The sequence below is a fragment of the Xanthobacter sp. YC-JY1 genome (assembly GCF_021730305.1).
GTDB lineage: Bacteria > Pseudomonadota > Alphaproteobacteria > Rhizobiales > Xanthobacteraceae > Xanthobacter > Xanthobacter flavus.
On record NZ_CP032674.1, the window covers coordinates 2558712 to 2575206 of the forward strand.

Annotated in this window: 10 protein-coding genes and 1 riboswitch; of the genes, 5 read left to right on the forward strand and 5 right to left on the reverse strand. The window is 70.6% G+C overall.

Annotated elements, in window-relative coordinates; all coding sequences use genetic code 11:
- The first annotated feature begins 254 nt into the window (after positions 1–254).
- The 4 genes from D7006_RS11920 (at position 255) to D7006_RS11935 (ending at position 12482) form a co-directional block, all read left to right on the forward strand.
- On the forward strand, positions 255–10319 hold the full coding sequence (locus tag D7006_RS11920; RefSeq protein ID WP_237356755.1) for an autotransporter outer membrane beta-barrel domain-containing protein: 10065 nt from the start codon (positions 255–257) through the stop codon (positions 10317–10319).
- 15 nt (positions 10320–10334) lie between these two features.
- Positions 10335–10784, forward strand: coding sequence for a hypothetical protein (locus tag D7006_RS11925; RefSeq protein ID WP_237356756.1), 450 nt, complete (start codon positions 10335–10337; stop codon positions 10782–10784).
- Between the two features lie 152 nt (positions 10785–10936).
- Positions 10937–11428, forward strand: coding sequence for a copper chaperone PCu(A)C (locus D7006_RS11930; RefSeq protein WP_229644564.1), 492 nt, complete (start codon positions 10937–10939; stop codon positions 11426–11428).
- Between the two features lie 91 nt (positions 11429–11519).
- Positions 11520–11762: riboswitch (cobalamin riboswitch) on the forward strand.
- 36 nt (positions 11763–11798) lie between these two features.
- The gene (locus D7006_RS11935; RefSeq protein ID WP_237356757.1) at positions 11799–12482 is read left to right on the forward strand and encodes an energy-coupling factor ABC transporter permease; all 684 of its coding nucleotides are present in this window, start codon (positions 11799–11801) and stop codon (positions 12480–12482) included.
- A 60-nt stretch (positions 12483–12542) separates the two neighbouring features.
- On the opposite strand, the gene D7006_RS11940 is transcribed toward D7006_RS11935, so the two are convergent.
- Together D7006_RS11940 and D7006_RS11945 are read right to left on the reverse strand one after the other, a co-directional pair.
- Positions 12543–13112 carry a DUF983 domain-containing protein gene (locus D7006_RS11940; RefSeq protein ID WP_237356758.1) on the reverse strand — a complete coding sequence of 190 codons (570 nt, stop codon included), beginning with the start codon at positions 13110–13112 and terminating at the stop codon, positions 12543–12545.
- Positions 13113–13189: 77 nt separating this feature from the next.
- Positions 13190–13567, reverse strand: coding sequence for a hypothetical protein (locus tag D7006_RS11945; protein WP_237356759.1), 378 nt, complete (start codon positions 13565–13567; stop codon positions 13190–13192).
- A gap of 147 nt (positions 13568–13714) precedes the next feature.
- Here D7006_RS11945 and D7006_RS11950 point away from each other — a divergent pair, with 147 nt between their 5' ends.
- Positions 13715–14551, forward strand: coding sequence for an aldo/keto reductase (locus D7006_RS11950; protein ID WP_237356760.1), 837 nt, complete (start codon positions 13715–13717; stop codon positions 14549–14551).
- Here the strand turns inward: D7006_RS11950 and D7006_RS11955 are convergent.
- The 3 genes from D7006_RS11955 to D7006_RS11965 form a co-directional block, all read right to left on the reverse strand.
- A complete protein-coding gene (locus tag D7006_RS11955) occupies positions 14548–15459 on the reverse strand; it encodes a cation diffusion facilitator family transporter (RefSeq protein WP_237356761.1) in 912 nt (303 codons plus the stop codon). The two genes, D7006_RS11950 and D7006_RS11955, sit on opposite strands and share 4 nt — an antisense overlap.
- A 70-nt stretch (positions 15460–15529) precedes the next feature.
- Positions 15530–16246 carry a TIGR02281 family clan AA aspartic protease gene (locus D7006_RS11960; protein WP_237356762.1) on the reverse strand — a complete coding sequence of 239 codons (717 nt, stop codon included), beginning with the start codon at positions 16244–16246 and terminating at the stop codon, positions 15530–15532.
- 6 nt (positions 16247–16252) lie between these two features.
- On the reverse strand, positions 16253–16489 hold the full coding sequence (locus tag D7006_RS11965) for a DUF1289 domain-containing protein (protein ID WP_210257526.1): 237 nt from the start codon (positions 16487–16489) through the stop codon (positions 16253–16255).
- Between the last annotated feature and the right edge of the window lie 6 nt (positions 16490–16495).

Here is a 16495-nt window from a genome sequence, read left to right on the forward strand (position 1 = left end):
CCGGCGAGGTGCTGGTTACTGACCATCCCGCTCCAGCCATCTCTCAGCTGCGCAGCTTGCTTGCCGACGCGCCCGCGGCGCGATTGCACATGCCCTAACGTCCTGCAATCGGGGCGGTTGCGCTTTTACCGGCCGGGCAGCAATGTCGCGGCGGGAGCTTTGCTGGGGGGCGGGGGATGGCTTCGAGTCGGCTTGCGCACGGCTGTGATGCGCGCATTGCGCCATGCTCTGTCTATGGGGCGTCCACCGCGCGGATGCTGCTCTCCACCGCCCTCACGACGACCCTGTGCAGTCTCGTTCTGGTCGCCGCGCCCGTCGCGGTTACACCGGCGGCGGCGCAGACCGTGGTGACGATGCCTTATGCGCTGAATTCGCAGGGCGCCACCGGCAGCAAGGGCAGCAGCGATACTGACGATTGGGAAACCACCCGTGGCGGGGTTGGAGGGGCTGGCGGCTCCATCGGTGCAACGTCGATAATCATCAGCGGGGGCTCCTCAAGCACCTACGCCATCCAGAGCATCACGACCGGCGGGACGGGTGGCCAGGGCGGCTACGCTGCCGTGTACAGCGGCTTAAGCACAGGTTACGCCTATGGCGGAGCTGGAGGTTCTGGTGGCACTGGCGGTGCGTTCACGGCGGCGGTCTCCAGCATCACCACCAGCCCGGCGAGCACCACGCCGATCACCATCCAGGCGACTGGTGGAACGGGCGGGCTGGGCGGATATGGGTCCGCCCAGGGTTTCGGCCACGGATATGGCGGTGCGGGCGGAACAGGTGGCAGTGGCGGCGCCCTGACCATCTCGGTCACGGGATCCACACTGGGATCCGCGGCCGGCGGCATTGTCATCACGAGCGTCGGTGGTGAGGGCGGCGGCGGTCGCAGCGGCTTCACCGACGACCAGTCCTTCGCTGGGGCTGGCGGCACCGGGGGGAGCGGCGGCAACGCATCCATAAAGATCAGCTCGACGAGCATCACGAGCGGCAACGGGCCTGGACTGAGCATCACGTCCGCAGGCGGTGCCGGGGGCGCCGGGGGCTATTCGCGGAGCGGACTGGCCGCCCATGCGGGTGCCGGCGGACAAGGCGGCAACGGCGGAAACGTCTATGTCGGCCTAAGCAGTGTCACGATCCAGAGCCCGAACGGGGCCGGCGTCTATGCCGCGTCGCTCGGCGGCAATGCCGGCGCGGGCGGAAATGCGAAGGGCATCAGCGGCAACGGCACTGCCTACGGCGGCGGAAACGGCGGCAACGCCGGCAATGTGACCATCGTGGTCTCGGGCACCGCCATCACCTCTACAGGCGCGGGCATTGTCGCAAGTGCCAATGGCGGGGCCGGCGGCTATGGCGGCTATGCAGGTGCCGACCTGCCCAATGCATCCGGTGGAAACGGCGGCAACGGCGGAAATGGCGGAAATGTCCAGGTGACGGTTTCCGGTAACAGCCAGATCAGCACCTCCGGCACATCGGCAGCGGGCATCGCCATCTATGCCAACGGCGGCGCGGGCGGCCTCGGGGGCAAAGCGAGCGGCACCTTCTCCGGTTCTGGCGGCGACGGTGGCCAGGGCGGCACCGGCGGCACGGCCTCCCTCACGGTCCAGAGTGGCGTCACCATCATCACCAGCGGCGACACGGCCCATGGCATCATTGTGGCCGCCAATGGCGGCGCGGGCGGCAATGGCGCGCCAGCGGACGATTCTCTCAACGAGACCGGCGGCAATGGCGGCACCGGCGGCAGCGCCGCCAGCGGCACCGTTGTCACCGTCAACGTGGCGAGCGGCGCGAAGGTCCAGACGTCCGGTTACGCCTCGAACGCCATCGTCGCGCAGAGCCTAGGCGGCACCGGTGCGAATGGGGCATCCGTGGGCGGCTTCATCAGCAGCTCCGGCGGCGTGGCCGGCCCTGGCGGCGCCGCGGGCAACGTCTATCTGAAATCGGGTGCCGCCGTGTCCACCACCGGCAACGGCTCGGTGGGCATCGTGGTGCAGTCGGTGGCCGGCGGCGGCGGCAATGGCGGCTCGGCCGATGCGGTGTTCGTCTCCATGGGTGGCAACGGTGCCGTCAGCGGCGACGGCGCCAGCGCCACCGGCATCAACTCGGGCACGGTCACGACCACCGGAAACTACGCCCACGGCATGCTCGTGCAGTCGGTGGGCGGCGGTGGCGGCAACCTCATCATCGGCGGCACCTGCTCGAACGGCGGCGTGGGCTGCGTCGCCGTCGGCGGCTATGCCGGCAGTTCAGGCACGTCAGGCACCGGCGGCGCGGCGGAAACGACCGCCAGGAACTTCGGGTCCATCACCACCGGGGGCAACTTCTCCGACGGCGTGCTGGCCCAGTCCATCGGCGGCGGCGGCGGCAATGGCGGCGGCGCGGGCGGGCTGGCCTCCCTCGGCGGACAGGGGGCGTCGGGCGGCAACGGCGGCAAGACGACGCTGTACAATTCGGGCACGATCATCACCAGCGGCGACAATTCGCTCGGACTGGTGGCCCAGTCGGTGGGCGGCGGCGGCGGGCGCGGCGGCGGCACCATGAGCGTTGGCGTCGGAGTGTCCGCAGCCATCGGCGGCGGCGGCGGCTCTGGCGGCAATGGCGGCAACGTCTATGTGACGAACACCAGCGCGACGCCCAGCACCGTCATCATCTCCACCTCGGGCAGATACGCCACGGGGCTCCTGGCCCAGTCCATCGGCGGCGGCGGCGGCGCGGGCGGCAAGGCGGTGGCCGACACCCTCGAAGGCGCGGCCCTCACCATCGGCGGCTCGGGTGGCTCCGGCGGCAACGCCGGCTCCGTCACGGTGACCAACGCTGCCGGCATCGTCACCACCGGTGACCGTGCATCGGCCATCCTTGCCCAGTCGGTGGGCGGCGGCGGCGGTTCGGGCGGCAGCGGACTGTCGCAGAGTGGCGGCCTCTATGTCGCCGTCGCGTCCGCGATCGGCGGCTCGGGCGGCGGCGGCGGGAACGGCGGTGTCGTCACCGTCACCAATTCCGCTGAGATCACCACCAGCGGCCTCGATTCCATGGGCATCGTGGCGCAGTCCATCGGTGGCGGTGGCGGCAATGGCGGTTCTGCCGCCGCCAACGCCATCTCCGCAGGCGTCGACGGCTCGGTCACCGTCAACACCAGCGTCGGCGGCAGCGGCGCCAACGGCGGGATCGGGCAGAATGCCTCTGCCACCAATACCGGCTCCATCAAGACTTCCGGCGCCGGCTCCACCGGCATCCTGGCGCAATCCATCGGCGGCGGCGGCGGGACCGGCGGCGACGCGAGCGCGCTCGGCGTCAGCGTGTCCAGCGGCGTCGCACTCACAGTGTCGGCGACGCTGGGCGGGCAAGGCGGAGCGGGGCAGAATTCCGGCGCGGTGACGGTCAGCAATTCCGGCACCATCACCACCTCCGGCGATTTCGCGGATGGCATCATCGCCCAGGCGGTCGGCGGCGGCGGCGGCAATGGCGGCGTGGGCTCCACTTCGGCCAATGCGGCGTCCCTTTCCGGCAAGACCTCCGTGACGCTCGGGCTCGGTGCCGGGGGAAGCGGCAATGTCGCCGGCAATGCCTATGCGGTGACGGTGGTGCAGTCCGGCACCATCACCACGTCCGGCGTCAGCGCGCGGGGCATCCTTGCGCAATCGGTGGGTGGCGGTGGCGGCACCGCGGGTGGCGGAACGGCCGATGCCGCGGGCGGCTCCGTCGACCTGACGGTGGGGCTGGGCGGCAAGGGCGGGGGCGGCGGCAAGGGCGGCGACGTCACGGTGACCAATACCGGGCAGATCGTCACGACCGGCGCCGATGCGGACGCCATCCTCGCCCAGTCGGTGGGCGGCGGCGGGGGCACCGGCGGCTCGGCCTCCGGCAAGAGCAGCACGAAAGCCTCCGATCTTCCGAAGGGCTCCAACAGCACCTTCACCCTTTCCGCAGACCTCGGCGGCACCGGTGGCTACGGCGGAAACGGCGGAAACGTCACGGTCACATCCGTCTCGCCCGCCTCGGCCAATCCGACCCACATCCAGACCTCCGGCGATCACGCCTCGGCCATCGTGGCGCAATCCATCGGTGGTGGCGGCGGCAAGGGCGGCGCGGCGGCAGGCTCGGCGAGCGGCGGGCAGGCCAGCCTCTCCCTGACGCTCGGCGCGAAGGGCGGAGTTGGCGGCGCGGGCGGCGACGTCACGGTGAATACCGACGCCGTCATCGAGACCAAAGGCGAGGATTCGGTCGCCATCCTCGCCCAGTCTGTGGGTGGCGGTGGTGGCATCGGCGGCAATTCCAATGCGGCCTCCACGTCGAAGATCGCGCTCGGCGCAGCCCTCGCGGGAACGGGCGGCCTTGGCTATGCCGGCGGCACGGTCACCGTGACCACCTCGGGCAAGATCACCACATCCGGCAAGCTCTCGGACGCCATCCTCGCCCAGTCGGTGGGCGGCGGCGGCGGTGTGGGCGGATCGGTGGGGTCGGACAGCCACGCGTCGGGCAGCCAGTCGGTGTCCGCAACCCTCACGCTCGGCGGCGCGGGCGGTGCCGGCTCGAACGGCGGGACTGTCTCTGTAACCAATTCCGCTATCATCGCCACCTCCGGCGACACGGCGAACGGCATCCTCGCCCAGTCCGTGGGCGGCGGCGGCGGCAAGGGTGGCTCGTCGACGGCCAAGGGCTCCGGTGGCAGCTATTCGATCACCGCCACGCTGGGCGGCGCAGGCGGCACCGGCTCCCAGGGTGGCCAGGTGACCGTGACGAATTCGGGAACCATCCTCGTCACCGGCGATCATTCCAATGCCATCCTCGCCCAGTCGGTGGGCGGCGGCGGCGGCACCGTGGGCGCGAGCGCCGACGCGAGTGCGGCCAAGACCGCGAGCCTCTCCTTCTCCCTCGCCGGCACGGGTGGATCGGGGGGCTACGGCGGAGACGTTTCGGTCACCAGTACCGGTGACATCCGCACCGAGGGGCAGAACGGCATCGGCATCCTCGCGCAGTCCATCGGCGGCGGTGGCGGCAATGCGGGCAGCGCCACCAACGCGGCCACCGGCAAGTTCGCCATCGGCGCCGCGATCGGCGGAACCGGCGGCGCCGGGGGCAACGGGGGCAACGTCACCGTCGACCTCTACAATGCCAAGCTGGGCAGCCTCGTCACCACCGGCAATGCCGCGGACGGCGTGCTCGCCCAGTCCATCGGCGGCAGCGGCGGCAATGGCGGCGCCGGCTCGGGCAAAGCCGACGGCGCCGGCGGAAACAGCGCCAGCCTCGATGTCGCGGTGGGCGGCGGGGGCGGCTCCAGCGGCTACGGCGAAACCGTCAAAGTCAACAATGGCAGCGCGACCACCCAGGGCGTCGCCATCACCACGCTGGGCACCGGCTCCAACGGTATCGTCGCGCAGTCCATCGGCGGCGGCGGTGGCAAGGGCGGCGCCACGACCTCGTCGAGCGCCGCGAAGGGCTCGTCGTCTACCGCCAGCCTGACGGTAGGGATCGGCGGCAATGGCGGTTCCGGCAATACGGGCGGCGGAGCCTACGTGAACACCGTCGGCGGCACCATCGTGACCGGCGGCGACCATGCCTCCGGCATCGTGGCGCAGTCCATCGGCGGCGGCGGCGGCATCGCGCTCGCCTCCCATACTGCGGCCGACGGCACCAAGGCCGACGCGGCCGTGACCGCGACGCTGGGCGGAAGCGGCGGCTCCGGCAACACGGGCGGCACCGCCTCCGTTGAGAACGGCGCCACGATCCTCACCCTCGGCAATTTCAGCTACGGCATTCTGGCGCAATCCATCGGCGGCGGCGGCGGCAAGTCGGGCACCTCGGGCGGAGCCGCCAATGGCGGCACGGCAGGCGTCACTCTGACCCTTGCCGGCGCGGGCGGCAGCGGCGGCGATGGCGAGCTGGCCTCGGTCTCCACCTCCGGCAGCGTCTACACCGCCGGGAAGGGCGCCACCGGCATCCTCGTGCAATCCATCGGCGGCGGCGGCGGGGCGGCCGGCAGCGCCGACAATGCCGCCAGCGGCAAGATCAGCATCGGCGCCGCTGTGGGCGGTTCCGGCGGCGGGGGCGGCAATGGCGGACAAGCCACCGCAACCCTGTCCGCCGCCGGTGGCGGCGGCAGGATCATCACCACCGGCGACGCGGCGGACGCCGTGCTCGTGCAATCCATCGGCGGTGGCGGCGGTTCGGCCGGCTCGGGCACGGGCAAGGCCGACGGCAAGGGTGGCAACGGCCTCGGCCTGTCGGTGGATATCGGCGGCGGCAGCGGAAGCGGCGGAAACGGCGAGTCCGCAATCGTCGTCAACGGCACCGGAGCCGACCCGAGCGCCACCGCGTTCGCCATCGTGACCGTCGGCACCGGCTCCAACGGCCTCGTCGCGCAGTCCATCGGCGGCGGCGGTGGCAAGGGCGGCGCGGCCTCCTCTACCACCTCGGGCACGGACGCGGCGAATGTTTCCGCGACGCTCGGCGGGAGCGGCGCGACCGGCGGAAACGGCGGCGCGGCCACGGTCGTCAATGCCGGACAGGTGCAGACCTCCGGTGACCACGCCAGCGCCATCGTCGCGCAATCCATCGGCGGCGGCGGCGGCAATGCGGTGTCCACCGTCTCGACCGCATCCGGCCAGAGCGCGAAGCTCAATCTCGGTGCCAGCCTCGGCGGCAGCGGCGGGGGCGGTGGCAATGGCGGCATCGCCACCGTGAACAATTCAGGCACTCTGGTCACCGGCGGCGATTTCGGCCAAGGCATCCTGGCCCAGTCCATCGGCGGCGGCGGCGGCTCGGCCGCGGTGACGGGAAACAGCGGCACCGGCGGCACGGCGGCCGTCACCCTGTCCCTGAGCGGCAGTGGCGGCACGGGCGGCTACGGCTCCACGGTGTCGGTCTCCAATACGGGCAACATCTTCACCGTCGGAACCGGGGCGAGCGCCATCCTGGCGCAGTCCATCGGCGGCGGTGGCGGTGCGGCCGGCAGCGCCCAGAATGCCACCAGCGGCAAGATCGCGGTGGGGACCATCGTCGGCGGCACGGGCGGGGCGGGCGGTCATGGCGGCGAGGTCTCCGTGACCGCCACGGGCGCCGTGACCATCGTCACGTCGGGCGATGCGGCGGATGCCATCGTCGCCCAGTCCATCGGCGGCTCGGGCGGCGTGGGCGGTGCCGGAAAATCCACCGCGGACGGCAAGGGCGGCAACAGCTTCGACCTGTCCGCGACCGTGGGCGGCGGCGGCGGCAGCGGCGGATATGGCGGCCGCGTCGAGGTCCTGTTCGGCAGCGGGGACACGTCCCACCTCGTCACGAAGGGGCACGATTCCGCGGGCATCCTCGCCCAGTCCATCGGCGGTGGCGGCGGCAAGGCTTCCGTCGCCTCGTCCTCCGGCGGCGACACCGGCGGCACAGCGACCGTGGCCGCCAGCCTCGGCGGCTCGGGCGGCGGCGGTGGCAATGGCGGCAACGTCATCATCGGCATCAACGGCGCGACCCAGACGCTGGGTGACGGCTCCGACGGCGTTCTGGCCCAATCCATCGGCGGCGGCGGCGGCAATGCATCCGTCGCCAACAGCGTCGCCAACGGCGGGCAGAACGCCATCACCGCCACGTTTTTCCTGGGCGGTGCCGGTGGCGTGGCGGGCAATGGCGAAACCGTCAACGTCACGCAGCAGGGCAGCATCGTCACCAGCGGCGACCTCGCCAACGGCATGGTGCTTCAGTCCATCGGCGGCGGTGGCGGGCGGGCCTCGACCGTGGCCACCGATTCCGGCAACGGCAGTTTCTCCGCAACCGTGGGCCTCGGCGCCTCGGGCGGGGCGGGCGGCGCCGGCGGCAACGTCTATGGCAACGTGTTCGGCACCATCCAGACGTCGGGCGATGCCTCCATCGGCGTCCTGGCGCAATCCGTCGGCGGCGGCGGCGGCATCGCCGCGACCAGCTCCACCAAGACATCGGGCAGCCACTCGGTCGCCCTCACCCTGGGCGGCGACGGCGGCAGCGGCAGCGGGGGCGGCACCGTCACCGTTGATCTCGCCGCCGGCTCGGTGATCCGCACCTCGGGCGACAATGCGTTCGGCGTGCTCGCCCAGTCCATCGGCGGCGGCGGCGGCATCGGCGGTACGTCTTCGGCCGACGCCACCGGCGCCGTCGCGTTCGGCGGATCGGCCGGGCAGGGCGGCAACGGCGGCAACATCTACGCCCTCGCCGGGGGAACCATCGTCACCTCCGGCACCGGCGCATCCGCCATCTTCGCCCAGTCGGTGGGTGGCGGCGGCGGCATCGGCGGCTCGGCGGCCAGCGCTGTGTTCTCGAACCAGGACGGCATCCAGGGCAGCGGCGGCGGCTCCGGCAATGGCGGCGCCGTCTACGTCTCCCTCACCGGCACGGCCACGACTCGGGGCGACAACGCGCCGGTGATCGTGGCCCAGTCCATCGGCGGCGGCGGCGGCCTTGCGGCGACTGCCGGAGGCGTCGGCCTCGGTACGGCCGGCGGCGCGGGCACCGGCGGGCCGGTCACCGTGCTGGTCTCCGGCAGCGCCATCGCCACCGGCGACAATTCGCCAGCCATCTTCGCGCAGAGCCTCGGGGCGAGCGGAAACGGCCAGATCCAGATCCTCGTCGCGGATGGCGGCGTGGTGCGGGGCGGCACGGGCACGGCCGCTATCGTCCTTTCGGGCGGCACCCAGAACACCGTCTCCATCGCGCAGGGCGCAACGGTCTCCGGCCTCAGCGGCATGGCCATCGAGGCTGGCGTCGGTGATGACAGCGTCAACAACAAGGGCACGCTGAACGGCAGCGTCGATCTCGGCGGCGGCACGAACGGGCTCGTCAACGAGGCGGGCGCGACGTTCAATTCCGGCACGGTCGTCAAGACCGCCGGGGACACCTCCACCTTCGCCGCAACCTTCGGGGCAGAGCAGGGTGCCCCGGGCTTCATCAACCATGGCACGGTCAATCCCGGCGGGCTGGGCGTGATCGCCACCACCAGCGTCGCGGGCGGTCTCGGCTCCGACGGCGTGCTGCAGGTGGATGTGGATTCGGCATCCGCCCGCAACGACCAAATCCGCGTCGTCGGCGGGGCCACCCTCACCGGGACCATCGAACCGCGGGCGACCAGCATCGCGCCTAAGGATTCCTATACCATCTTCGTCGCGGATCAGCTGACCAGCACGGCGTTGGCGAAGGACAGCGGCCTTGCCTACAGCTGGGCGGTGCATGCCGACGATACCTCCCTAACCATCAGCCCCATCGCCCACTTCCTGCCCAAGGGCGTCTGGCTGTCGGGCAATGAGGCATCCGTCGGCGGAAGCCTCCAGCGCGTGTGGGACACCGGCGATGTCGGCGGCATGTCCAAGGTGTTCAACGGCCTCATCGACATAAATTCGGCGCTGGCCTACCAGAGCGCGCTGGGCCAGCTGTCCCCGCAACTGCTGCAGGCGCCAGCTGGACTGCGCATCGGCGAGAGCCAGGCCTTCCTCGACCGCACCCTGAGCTGCCCCGTGTTCGTGGCATCGAGCACCCAGCTGCGGGAGGACAACTGCGCCTGGGCGCGGATCATCTACGACCACACCGGCCAGACGACCACCTCCCAGATGCAGGGCTATACCTCGGACAGCCTGATCTTCCAGGCCGGAGTCCAGCGTGAGCTGGCCACGGACTGGTTCCTCGCCTTGTCGGGCGCCTATCAGCAGTCGTCGGTGTCCAGCCCCAGCGGCTGGTTCTCGTCGAGCGGCAATGGCGGCGATATCGGCGTCGCCCTGAAGCGGCAGTGGGGCCCCTGGCAGTTCTCTGCCGCGGTCGATGCCGGCTGGGTTTCCAACGACAACACCCGGACCATCGGGATCGCCGGAGGTCAGGCCACCAGCAATTCCGATGTCTACAACGTCACCGGCCGGCTGCGGGCGTCCTACGAATTCTCCTTCTCCAACTACTATCTGCGGCCGAGGCTGGACCTCGACCTCATTCATGTGGAGATGCCTGGCTTCAGCGAACTCGGCCGCACGGGAGCGGAGCTGGCGCTGCAGGGATCGAGCCTCACCACCTTCGTCGCGACCCCGGCTGTGGAGTTCGGCGGCCGGATGGACCTGCCGGACGGCGTGGTGCTGCGGCCCTACATGACCCTCGGCGCGTCCTTCGCCTCCAACGATGCCTGGCAGACGACGGCCCGCTTCCTGTGGGCGCCGCTGTCGGCCGGCAGCTTCGTCACCTCCACGCCGCTGCCCGACGTGCTGGGCAATCTTGACCTCGGATTGCAGGCGGCTACCCGCGACAATCTGGAGATCAAGGTGGAGTACGGCCTCAATGTCGGTCAGGATTTCCTGTCCCAGCGCGGCATGGCACGCTTCGCCGTCCACTTCTGAGGAGGCCGGCGCCGGATGACTTTCTCCGCCGGGCGGTTAACATGCCGGCCAGTTATCGAGGTCCGGGAGCAGCGGGTGGCGAGGTGGCGTGAGGCAGGATGGGGGCGCGGCGCGTTTTGCGTCTGGCTTGCCTATGCCTTCGTGCTGCAATTGTTCGTCGCGGGCATGGCATTCGAGCGCTCCGGCGGCGCGGCGATGGCCAATGCAGCCGACGGCCGAGTCCTGTGCGCCCGCAATACCGGCACTCCGGACGACAGGCCAATGTCGCCGCAAGCGGATCACTCCGTCTGCTGCGCCCTCTGCGCCTTCCATTCTCTGGCGCCGATCCTCCCTGTTGCCGCCGATGCCGGGCGTCCCGTCGCAACGCCCGCGATTTCCGAGCGGGCGGCCGTTGCCGCCGCAGAGGGAACCGGCCGCGTGCGCCGCGAGCCGCGATCCTCACAGGGGCCTCCCCTCCGCGCCTGACCCCTGACGCCTTTTGAAGGCCGAATCCGCCCCGCCCGCGCGGCCGCGCCATCGCGTGTCCGGCTCGGGTGGCGAGCATGTCATCCAATCCAACCAAGCAGGTTCATTCCGCCGGGGGGCAGGAGCCCCGCCGGCGCAACCAAGGAGCACCCATGTCCATTTTCCATCTCACCCGCCGTGCGGTGATGGCCGCAGCCGTCGCCACCGTCGCCCTGACGGGCGCTGCCGTGGCGCACGACTACAAGGCCGGTACGCTGCAGATCGACCATCCCTGGTCGCGGGCCACGCCGGGCGGCGCCAGCGTCGCCGCCGGCTATCTGGTGGTGAAGAACACCGGCGCCGCCCCCGACCGTCTCATCTCCGCCACCGTGCCGTTCGCCGGCCGGGTCGAGATCCACGAGATGGCCATGAAGGACGGCGTCATGGTGATGCGGCCCATCCCGGACGGGCTCACCATCCCGGCGGGCGGGAGCGTCGAGCTGAAGCCCGGCGGCTACCACATCATGTTCATGGACCTGAAGTCTCCGCTCAAGGAGGGCACCTCTGTGGACGGCACGCTGACCTTCGAGAAGGCCGGCAGCGTGCCTGTGAAGTTCACGGTTGAGGGCCTCGGCGCCTCCGGTAGCGCCCATCCCGGCCACTGAGGCGGGAATCGCACGCGCACGACGCGCCGGTCCGGAAGGGGCCGGCGCGTTTCGCCTCCGGGATTGCTTGACAGCACGGAGGTGTTCGGTGCCTGCTGCGCATGCGAACGGTGCTCCGGTTGCCACGGCATCCGGAGTGAAACGGGAATGGGGTAGGGCCTGAACCTGCGCGGAAATCCGCCGGGGTGGCCCGAAGCCCCAACCGCCCCCGCGACTGTGAGCGGCGAGCGATCTTCCAGCATGCCACTGGCCAAAGCCCCTCGGGCCGGCCGGGAAGGCGGGGGTGAGCGTAGACCCGCGAGTCAGGAGACCGGCCGGTCGCATGATGACAACCCTCGGGCCGTCGGGTGAGACGGCAACGGAGACCAGCATGCATATCGAACCCGGACTTGTGGACTGGGCCAAGATCGGCCTCAGCTATGTCACGGCGGCCGCCGCCGGCGGCTATGCCCTGAAGCTTGCCTATGAGGCGGCGCGCGAGCGCGGCGTCCTCTCGCTGGCGGGCCGCACCCTCGCCACCACCGCTCTCGTATTCAGCTTCTTCGAGGTGCTGCCGCACTATCCGGTGGGCGTCTCGGAAGTGCACCTCATTCTCGGCTCGACCCTGTTCCTGATGTTCGGCGCGGCCCCGGCCGCCCTCGGCCTCGCCTTCGGCCTGCTCATCCAGGGCCTGTTCTTCGCGCCGTTCGACCTGCCCCAGTACGGGATGAACGTGACCACGCTGCTGGTGCCGCTGTTCGGCGTCGCCGCCGTCGCGCGCCGCATCGTGGCGCCGGGCACGCCCTATGTGGAGCTGAAGTACGGCCAGGCGCTCGCCCTCTCCACCACCTATCAGGCCGGCATCGTCGGCTGGGTGGCGTTCTGGGCGGTCTACGGCCAGGGCTTCGCCTCCGAGAACATCGCCTCGGTGGCGACCTTCGGCGGCGCCTACATGCTCGTCATCATCGTCGAGCCGCTGGTGGACCTTGCGGTGCTCGCTGCCGCGAAGGCGCTGCACGGCGCCTTCAAGGGCGGCAACCCGCTGCTGGAGCGCCGGCTCTACGACGCGGCCTGATCGCGCGCCCAACTCTCGGATAGGCGAACGCCGGCGGTGCTCCCGCCGGCGTTCTGCGTTTCAGGGGGCTTCGACCGGTGGGGGCAGGGCGGCCGGGGCTTCCGGGTCCGGCACCAGATGGCGGAGCGGATCGAAGCCGCCCACATGGTTCGCCCAGGCGAGGCCGATGGCGAGGCCCTTGGCGCGGGGCAGCACATGGAAGGCGGCCGCCACGGCAACGAGTTCGCTGGCCGCGAGCTCGACCGCCAGGGGGAGGTCGCTGAGCAATTCCAGGATGCCGCCCACCAGCGATCCGGCCAGCAGCGCGAGAGGGATCGCAAGGACCGGTACCGCATTGGTCACCCGGGCATGGCCCAGCGCCTCGCCGCAATGGGCGCAGGCTTCCGAAACCTGCATCCAGCACCCGAACAGGGCACCTTCGCCGCAGGCCGGGCAACGTCCGGACCAGCCGCGCCGCGCCGCATCCTCGATGGGGCGGGGCGGGTTGAAGCCGTTGGTGTGATAGAGCCGCCGCGGCGCGCGGCGCACCGGATCGAACGCGGTGCGGGTGACGGTGCCGAATTCCGCCGACATGGCGGCGCGGGCGCGCGCGAGCGCCTCCGAAGGCGCGTGAGATTGCGTGTCTGACATGGACGAAAACCCGAAAGGCCGCAGGGGCGGCAGGGACCGGAGGCGTCGGGAGGCTCCCGCGCCGGTTCAGCTTTGGGTCACGTCACAGGAGGGCCACGGGCCTGGGCGCCGCGGGCTTCCTCCGCCGGCCGGCGTCCGCTGCGCGCGGCAAGGTGGGCGATGCGCCGGCCATCGGGTGCCGCCAACGCGGGTTGCGGCGCGGCGGCAAGGCCGGGCGCCGAGGTCAGGACGCAGGCGTCGCAGGGATGGGTTTTGAGAACCGCTCCCGCATCTCCGCCATTGAGGCAGAGGTCCGGAAGCGACCCGTCCGGCAGCGCATAGGCCGCAAGATCGATCGGCGCTTCGGAGGAGGGCAGGGCGACAGGCTGGTGGGCGAACCCCAGCGTCAGCTGCGCCAGCACGAAAAGTGCTGCAGCGGCCGCCCGCAAGCCCTTGAATCCCAACCCGATGCCCATGCTCCGCTTGTGTGCAACGCGGCAGAAGGGGTCAAGCGCGTGAATCTACGCAGCGTCCCCCTGCCGCAGGCCGACTCTGGACCTCCCCGAAGCAGGCGTTATGGTCGCCCGCAACCAGCCAGCGGAACGAAGCCCGAGGAAGCGCCCATGACCAAGACCGTGACCCTTCCCAATGGCGAGACGGTGCCCGCCCTCGGCCAGGGCACCTGGTACATGGGTGAGCGCTCCACAGCCCGCGCCACCGAGGCGAAGGCCTTGCAGCGCGGCATCGACCTCGGCCTCACCCTGATCGATACGGCGGAGATGTATGCCGACGGCGGCGCCGAGGAGGTGGTGGGCGAGGCCATTGCCGGGCGCCGGGACGAGGTGTTCCTCGTCAGCAAGGTCTATCCCCACAATGCCAGCCGGGCCGGCGTCGCCGCCGCCTGCGAGCGCAGCCTGAAGCGGATGAAGACCGACGTGATCGACCTCTATCTCCTCCACTGGCGCGGCAACCATCCCCTCTCGGAGACCGTCGCCGGCTTCGAGTCGCTGCAGAAGGCGGGCAAGATCCGCCTCTGGGGCGTGAGCAACCTCGACACGGACGACATGGAGGAGCTGCTCGCGACCAAGGGCGGCACCGCCTGCGCGGCCAATCAGGTGCTCTACAATCCGAGCCGTCGCGGACCGGAGTTCGACCTGTTCCCGGAGCTGCGCTCTGCCCGCATTCCGGTCATGGCCTACAGCCCCATCGAGCAGGCCCGCCTGCCGCGCGGCGGGGCGCTGGGCGCCGTGGCGAAGAAGCACGGCGTGGACCCGTTCCAGGTGGCGCTGGCGTGGGTGATGCGCAGCGGCGACGTCATCGCCATCCCCAAGGCGAGCCGCATCGAGCATGTGGAGATGAACGCCGCCGCGCGCGATCTGGCGCTGAATGCCGAAGACCTCGCCGCCATCGACAAGGCCTTCCCCCCGCCGCGCCGCAAGGTCGGGCTGGAGATGCTCTAGGCGGACCGCGTCTCGGGATCGTACGGCGCGGCGATCACCACGACGTCGGCATCGGGGATGGCGGCGGTCAGCGTCTGGCGCAGGGCGTCCGTAACCAAGCTGACGTCGGAAATGGTGCGGCCGGGGGCGAACCCCACCGTGATCTCCACATGGGCGATGGTGCCGGACTTGCGGGTCCGCACGCTGATGAGCTGCTCGTAGCGATCGAAATAGGCGGCGAGCGCAGCGTTCACCTTCAGCTGCAACGGCTCCGCCAGAGCGCGATCCAGCAGGTCCGGCAGGGCTTCCGAGATCATGGCACCGCCGATCACCAGCATGAAGGCGGCGCCGATAAGCCCGCCGATATCGTCGGCCGCCAACCCCACCTCGGTGTGCGGAAACAGCACGTCGAGGGCGACGCACACCACCACCGTCACCGAGGCCACCGCCTTGGCGATGCGGGCGCGGAACTGGCTGAGCACGATGATGGACGTGCCCGCGCGCGTCGCCCGCCACAGCGGAAGCAGCGGCGCCAGATTCGTGAACAGGTTGTAGATGACGAGCCCAAGGGCCGCCGCCACCCAGAACGGCGGCAGGGGCTCGGATTCCGACGAATCCATCACCTTGATGAGGATGAACACCGCCGCGAGCAGCAGCAGCACGCCGATGGCGGCCGCGAACATGCGCTCGAGCTTGCCGATGCCGAAATCGTAGAAATACATGCGGCCACGATGCGCGGCGCGCAGCGTCACAAGGGCGAGGCCTTCCACCAGAAGCAGCAGGCCGCCGCGCAGCAGCTCCGCCAGCATGGCCAGCGAGCCGATGCGCCACACCGTTACGAGGTAGGGCACGAAGACGCTGAAATCGAGAAGGATGGCGAACAGGATCGCCCGTTCCTTCTGGAGATCGGTCGGTGTGGGGACGCGCATCGCGCTTCGCTGCTCAGGCTTGAGGATTGCCAGCGACCCTAACCGGGACGGGCAGGGGGCGGAAATACAATCATTTCCCGCCGCGCATGACGAGCTTGTCGCCGCGGAATTCGAAGGCGTCGAGCCGCGACAGGAAGCTCATGCCGAGCAGGCTGGTGCGCAGCGCGCCGGCGGGCGAGACGAGGGCGGGCACGTGCCGTTCGACGATGCTGCCGATGGTTATGGTGTCCAGCACCACGGCTGCCGCCCGGGTGCGGCCGGCGGCGGTGTCGACGGGCACATCGTATTTCAGGAAATCGACCGGCAGGCCCACCGCCTTCGCCGCCTCGTGGGTCAGCACCACGGACGAGGCGCCGGTGTCCACCAGCATGCTCACGCCCGAGCCGTTGATCCCGGCGCGCACCGCGAAATCGCCGCCGGACCCGCGCGTGACCTCCACCATGCTGGTGCCCATCTGCGTGAGGTTCACCGCATAGCCTGGCGCCACCTCGGCCAGCACCTTGCGGCCGACCTGGGTGAGGGGATCGCGATAGGTGTAGCCGAGGGCCAGCAGCGCCGCGAGCACCAGCCAGAAGGCAGCGGCCATGAGCGATTCGGCGATTCGTCCGCGGAAGATGGACCAGGCGGCCGCACCGACGAAGACGGCAATGGAGAGCTGCCCCACCAGCGCGCCGAACTTGTTGATGTCGATGCCCGCCACTTCGCCCTGCTCGTGGTTCACCGCGAGGATGACGCCGCCGGCGAACAGGCCGATCAGGAGAAGCCAGAGGAGACGGTCGCTGCGCATGGCGGCCTATTCCATGAAGGCGTCCGGCGCCGTCTGCTTGAGACGCGCCAGCCGGTCGGGAAGGACGGCCATGATCCGGTCGCGGGCATCCGGGGAGAAGGAGGCCCATCCGCCGATCTCGCGCAGCGTCCGCCCGCAGCCGATGCACAGCCCGCTCAAAGGCTCCACCACGCACACCTTGATGCAGGGCGTGACGATGGCGTTCGCCGCTGGAATGGTCCGGGGTGCTGACGGGTCGGTCATGGCTGC

Bases quoted from the DNA above. Each gene is read 5' to 3' on its own strand.
- D7006_RS11920 (WP_237356755.1), top strand. From the start codon at position 255: ATGCTGCTCTCCACCGCCCTCACGACGACCCTGTGCAGTCTCGTTCTG.
- D7006_RS11925 (WP_237356756.1), top strand. From the start codon at position 10,335: ATGACTTTCTCCGCCGGGCGGTTAACATGCCGGCCAGTTATCGAGGTC.
- D7006_RS11930 (WP_229644564.1), top strand. From the start codon at position 10,937: ATGTCCATTTTCCATCTCACCCGCCGTGCGGTGATGGCCGCAGCCGTC.
- D7006_RS11935 (WP_237356757.1), top strand. From the start codon at position 11,799: ATGCATATCGAACCCGGACTTGTGGACTGGGCCAAGATCGGCCTCAGC.
- D7006_RS11940 (WP_237356758.1), bottom strand. From the start codon at position 13,112: ATGTCAGACACGCAATCTCACGCGCCTTCGGAGGCGCTCGCGCGCGCC.
- D7006_RS11945 (WP_237356759.1), bottom strand. From the start codon at position 13,567: ATGGGCATCGGGTTGGGATTCAAGGGCTTGCGGGCGGCCGCTGCAGCA.
- D7006_RS11950 (WP_237356760.1), top strand. From the start codon at position 13,715: ATGACCAAGACCGTGACCCTTCCCAATGGCGAGACGGTGCCCGCCCTC.
- D7006_RS11955 (WP_237356761.1), bottom strand. From the start codon at position 15,459: ATGCGCGTCCCCACACCGACCGATCTCCAGAAGGAACGGGCGATCCTG.
- D7006_RS11960 (WP_237356762.1), bottom strand. From the start codon at position 16,246: ATGCGCAGCGACCGTCTCCTCTGGCTTCTCCTGATCGGCCTGTTCGCC.
- D7006_RS11965 (WP_210257526.1), bottom strand. From the start codon at position 16,489: ATGACCGACCCGTCAGCACCCCGGACCATTCCAGCGGCGAACGCCATC.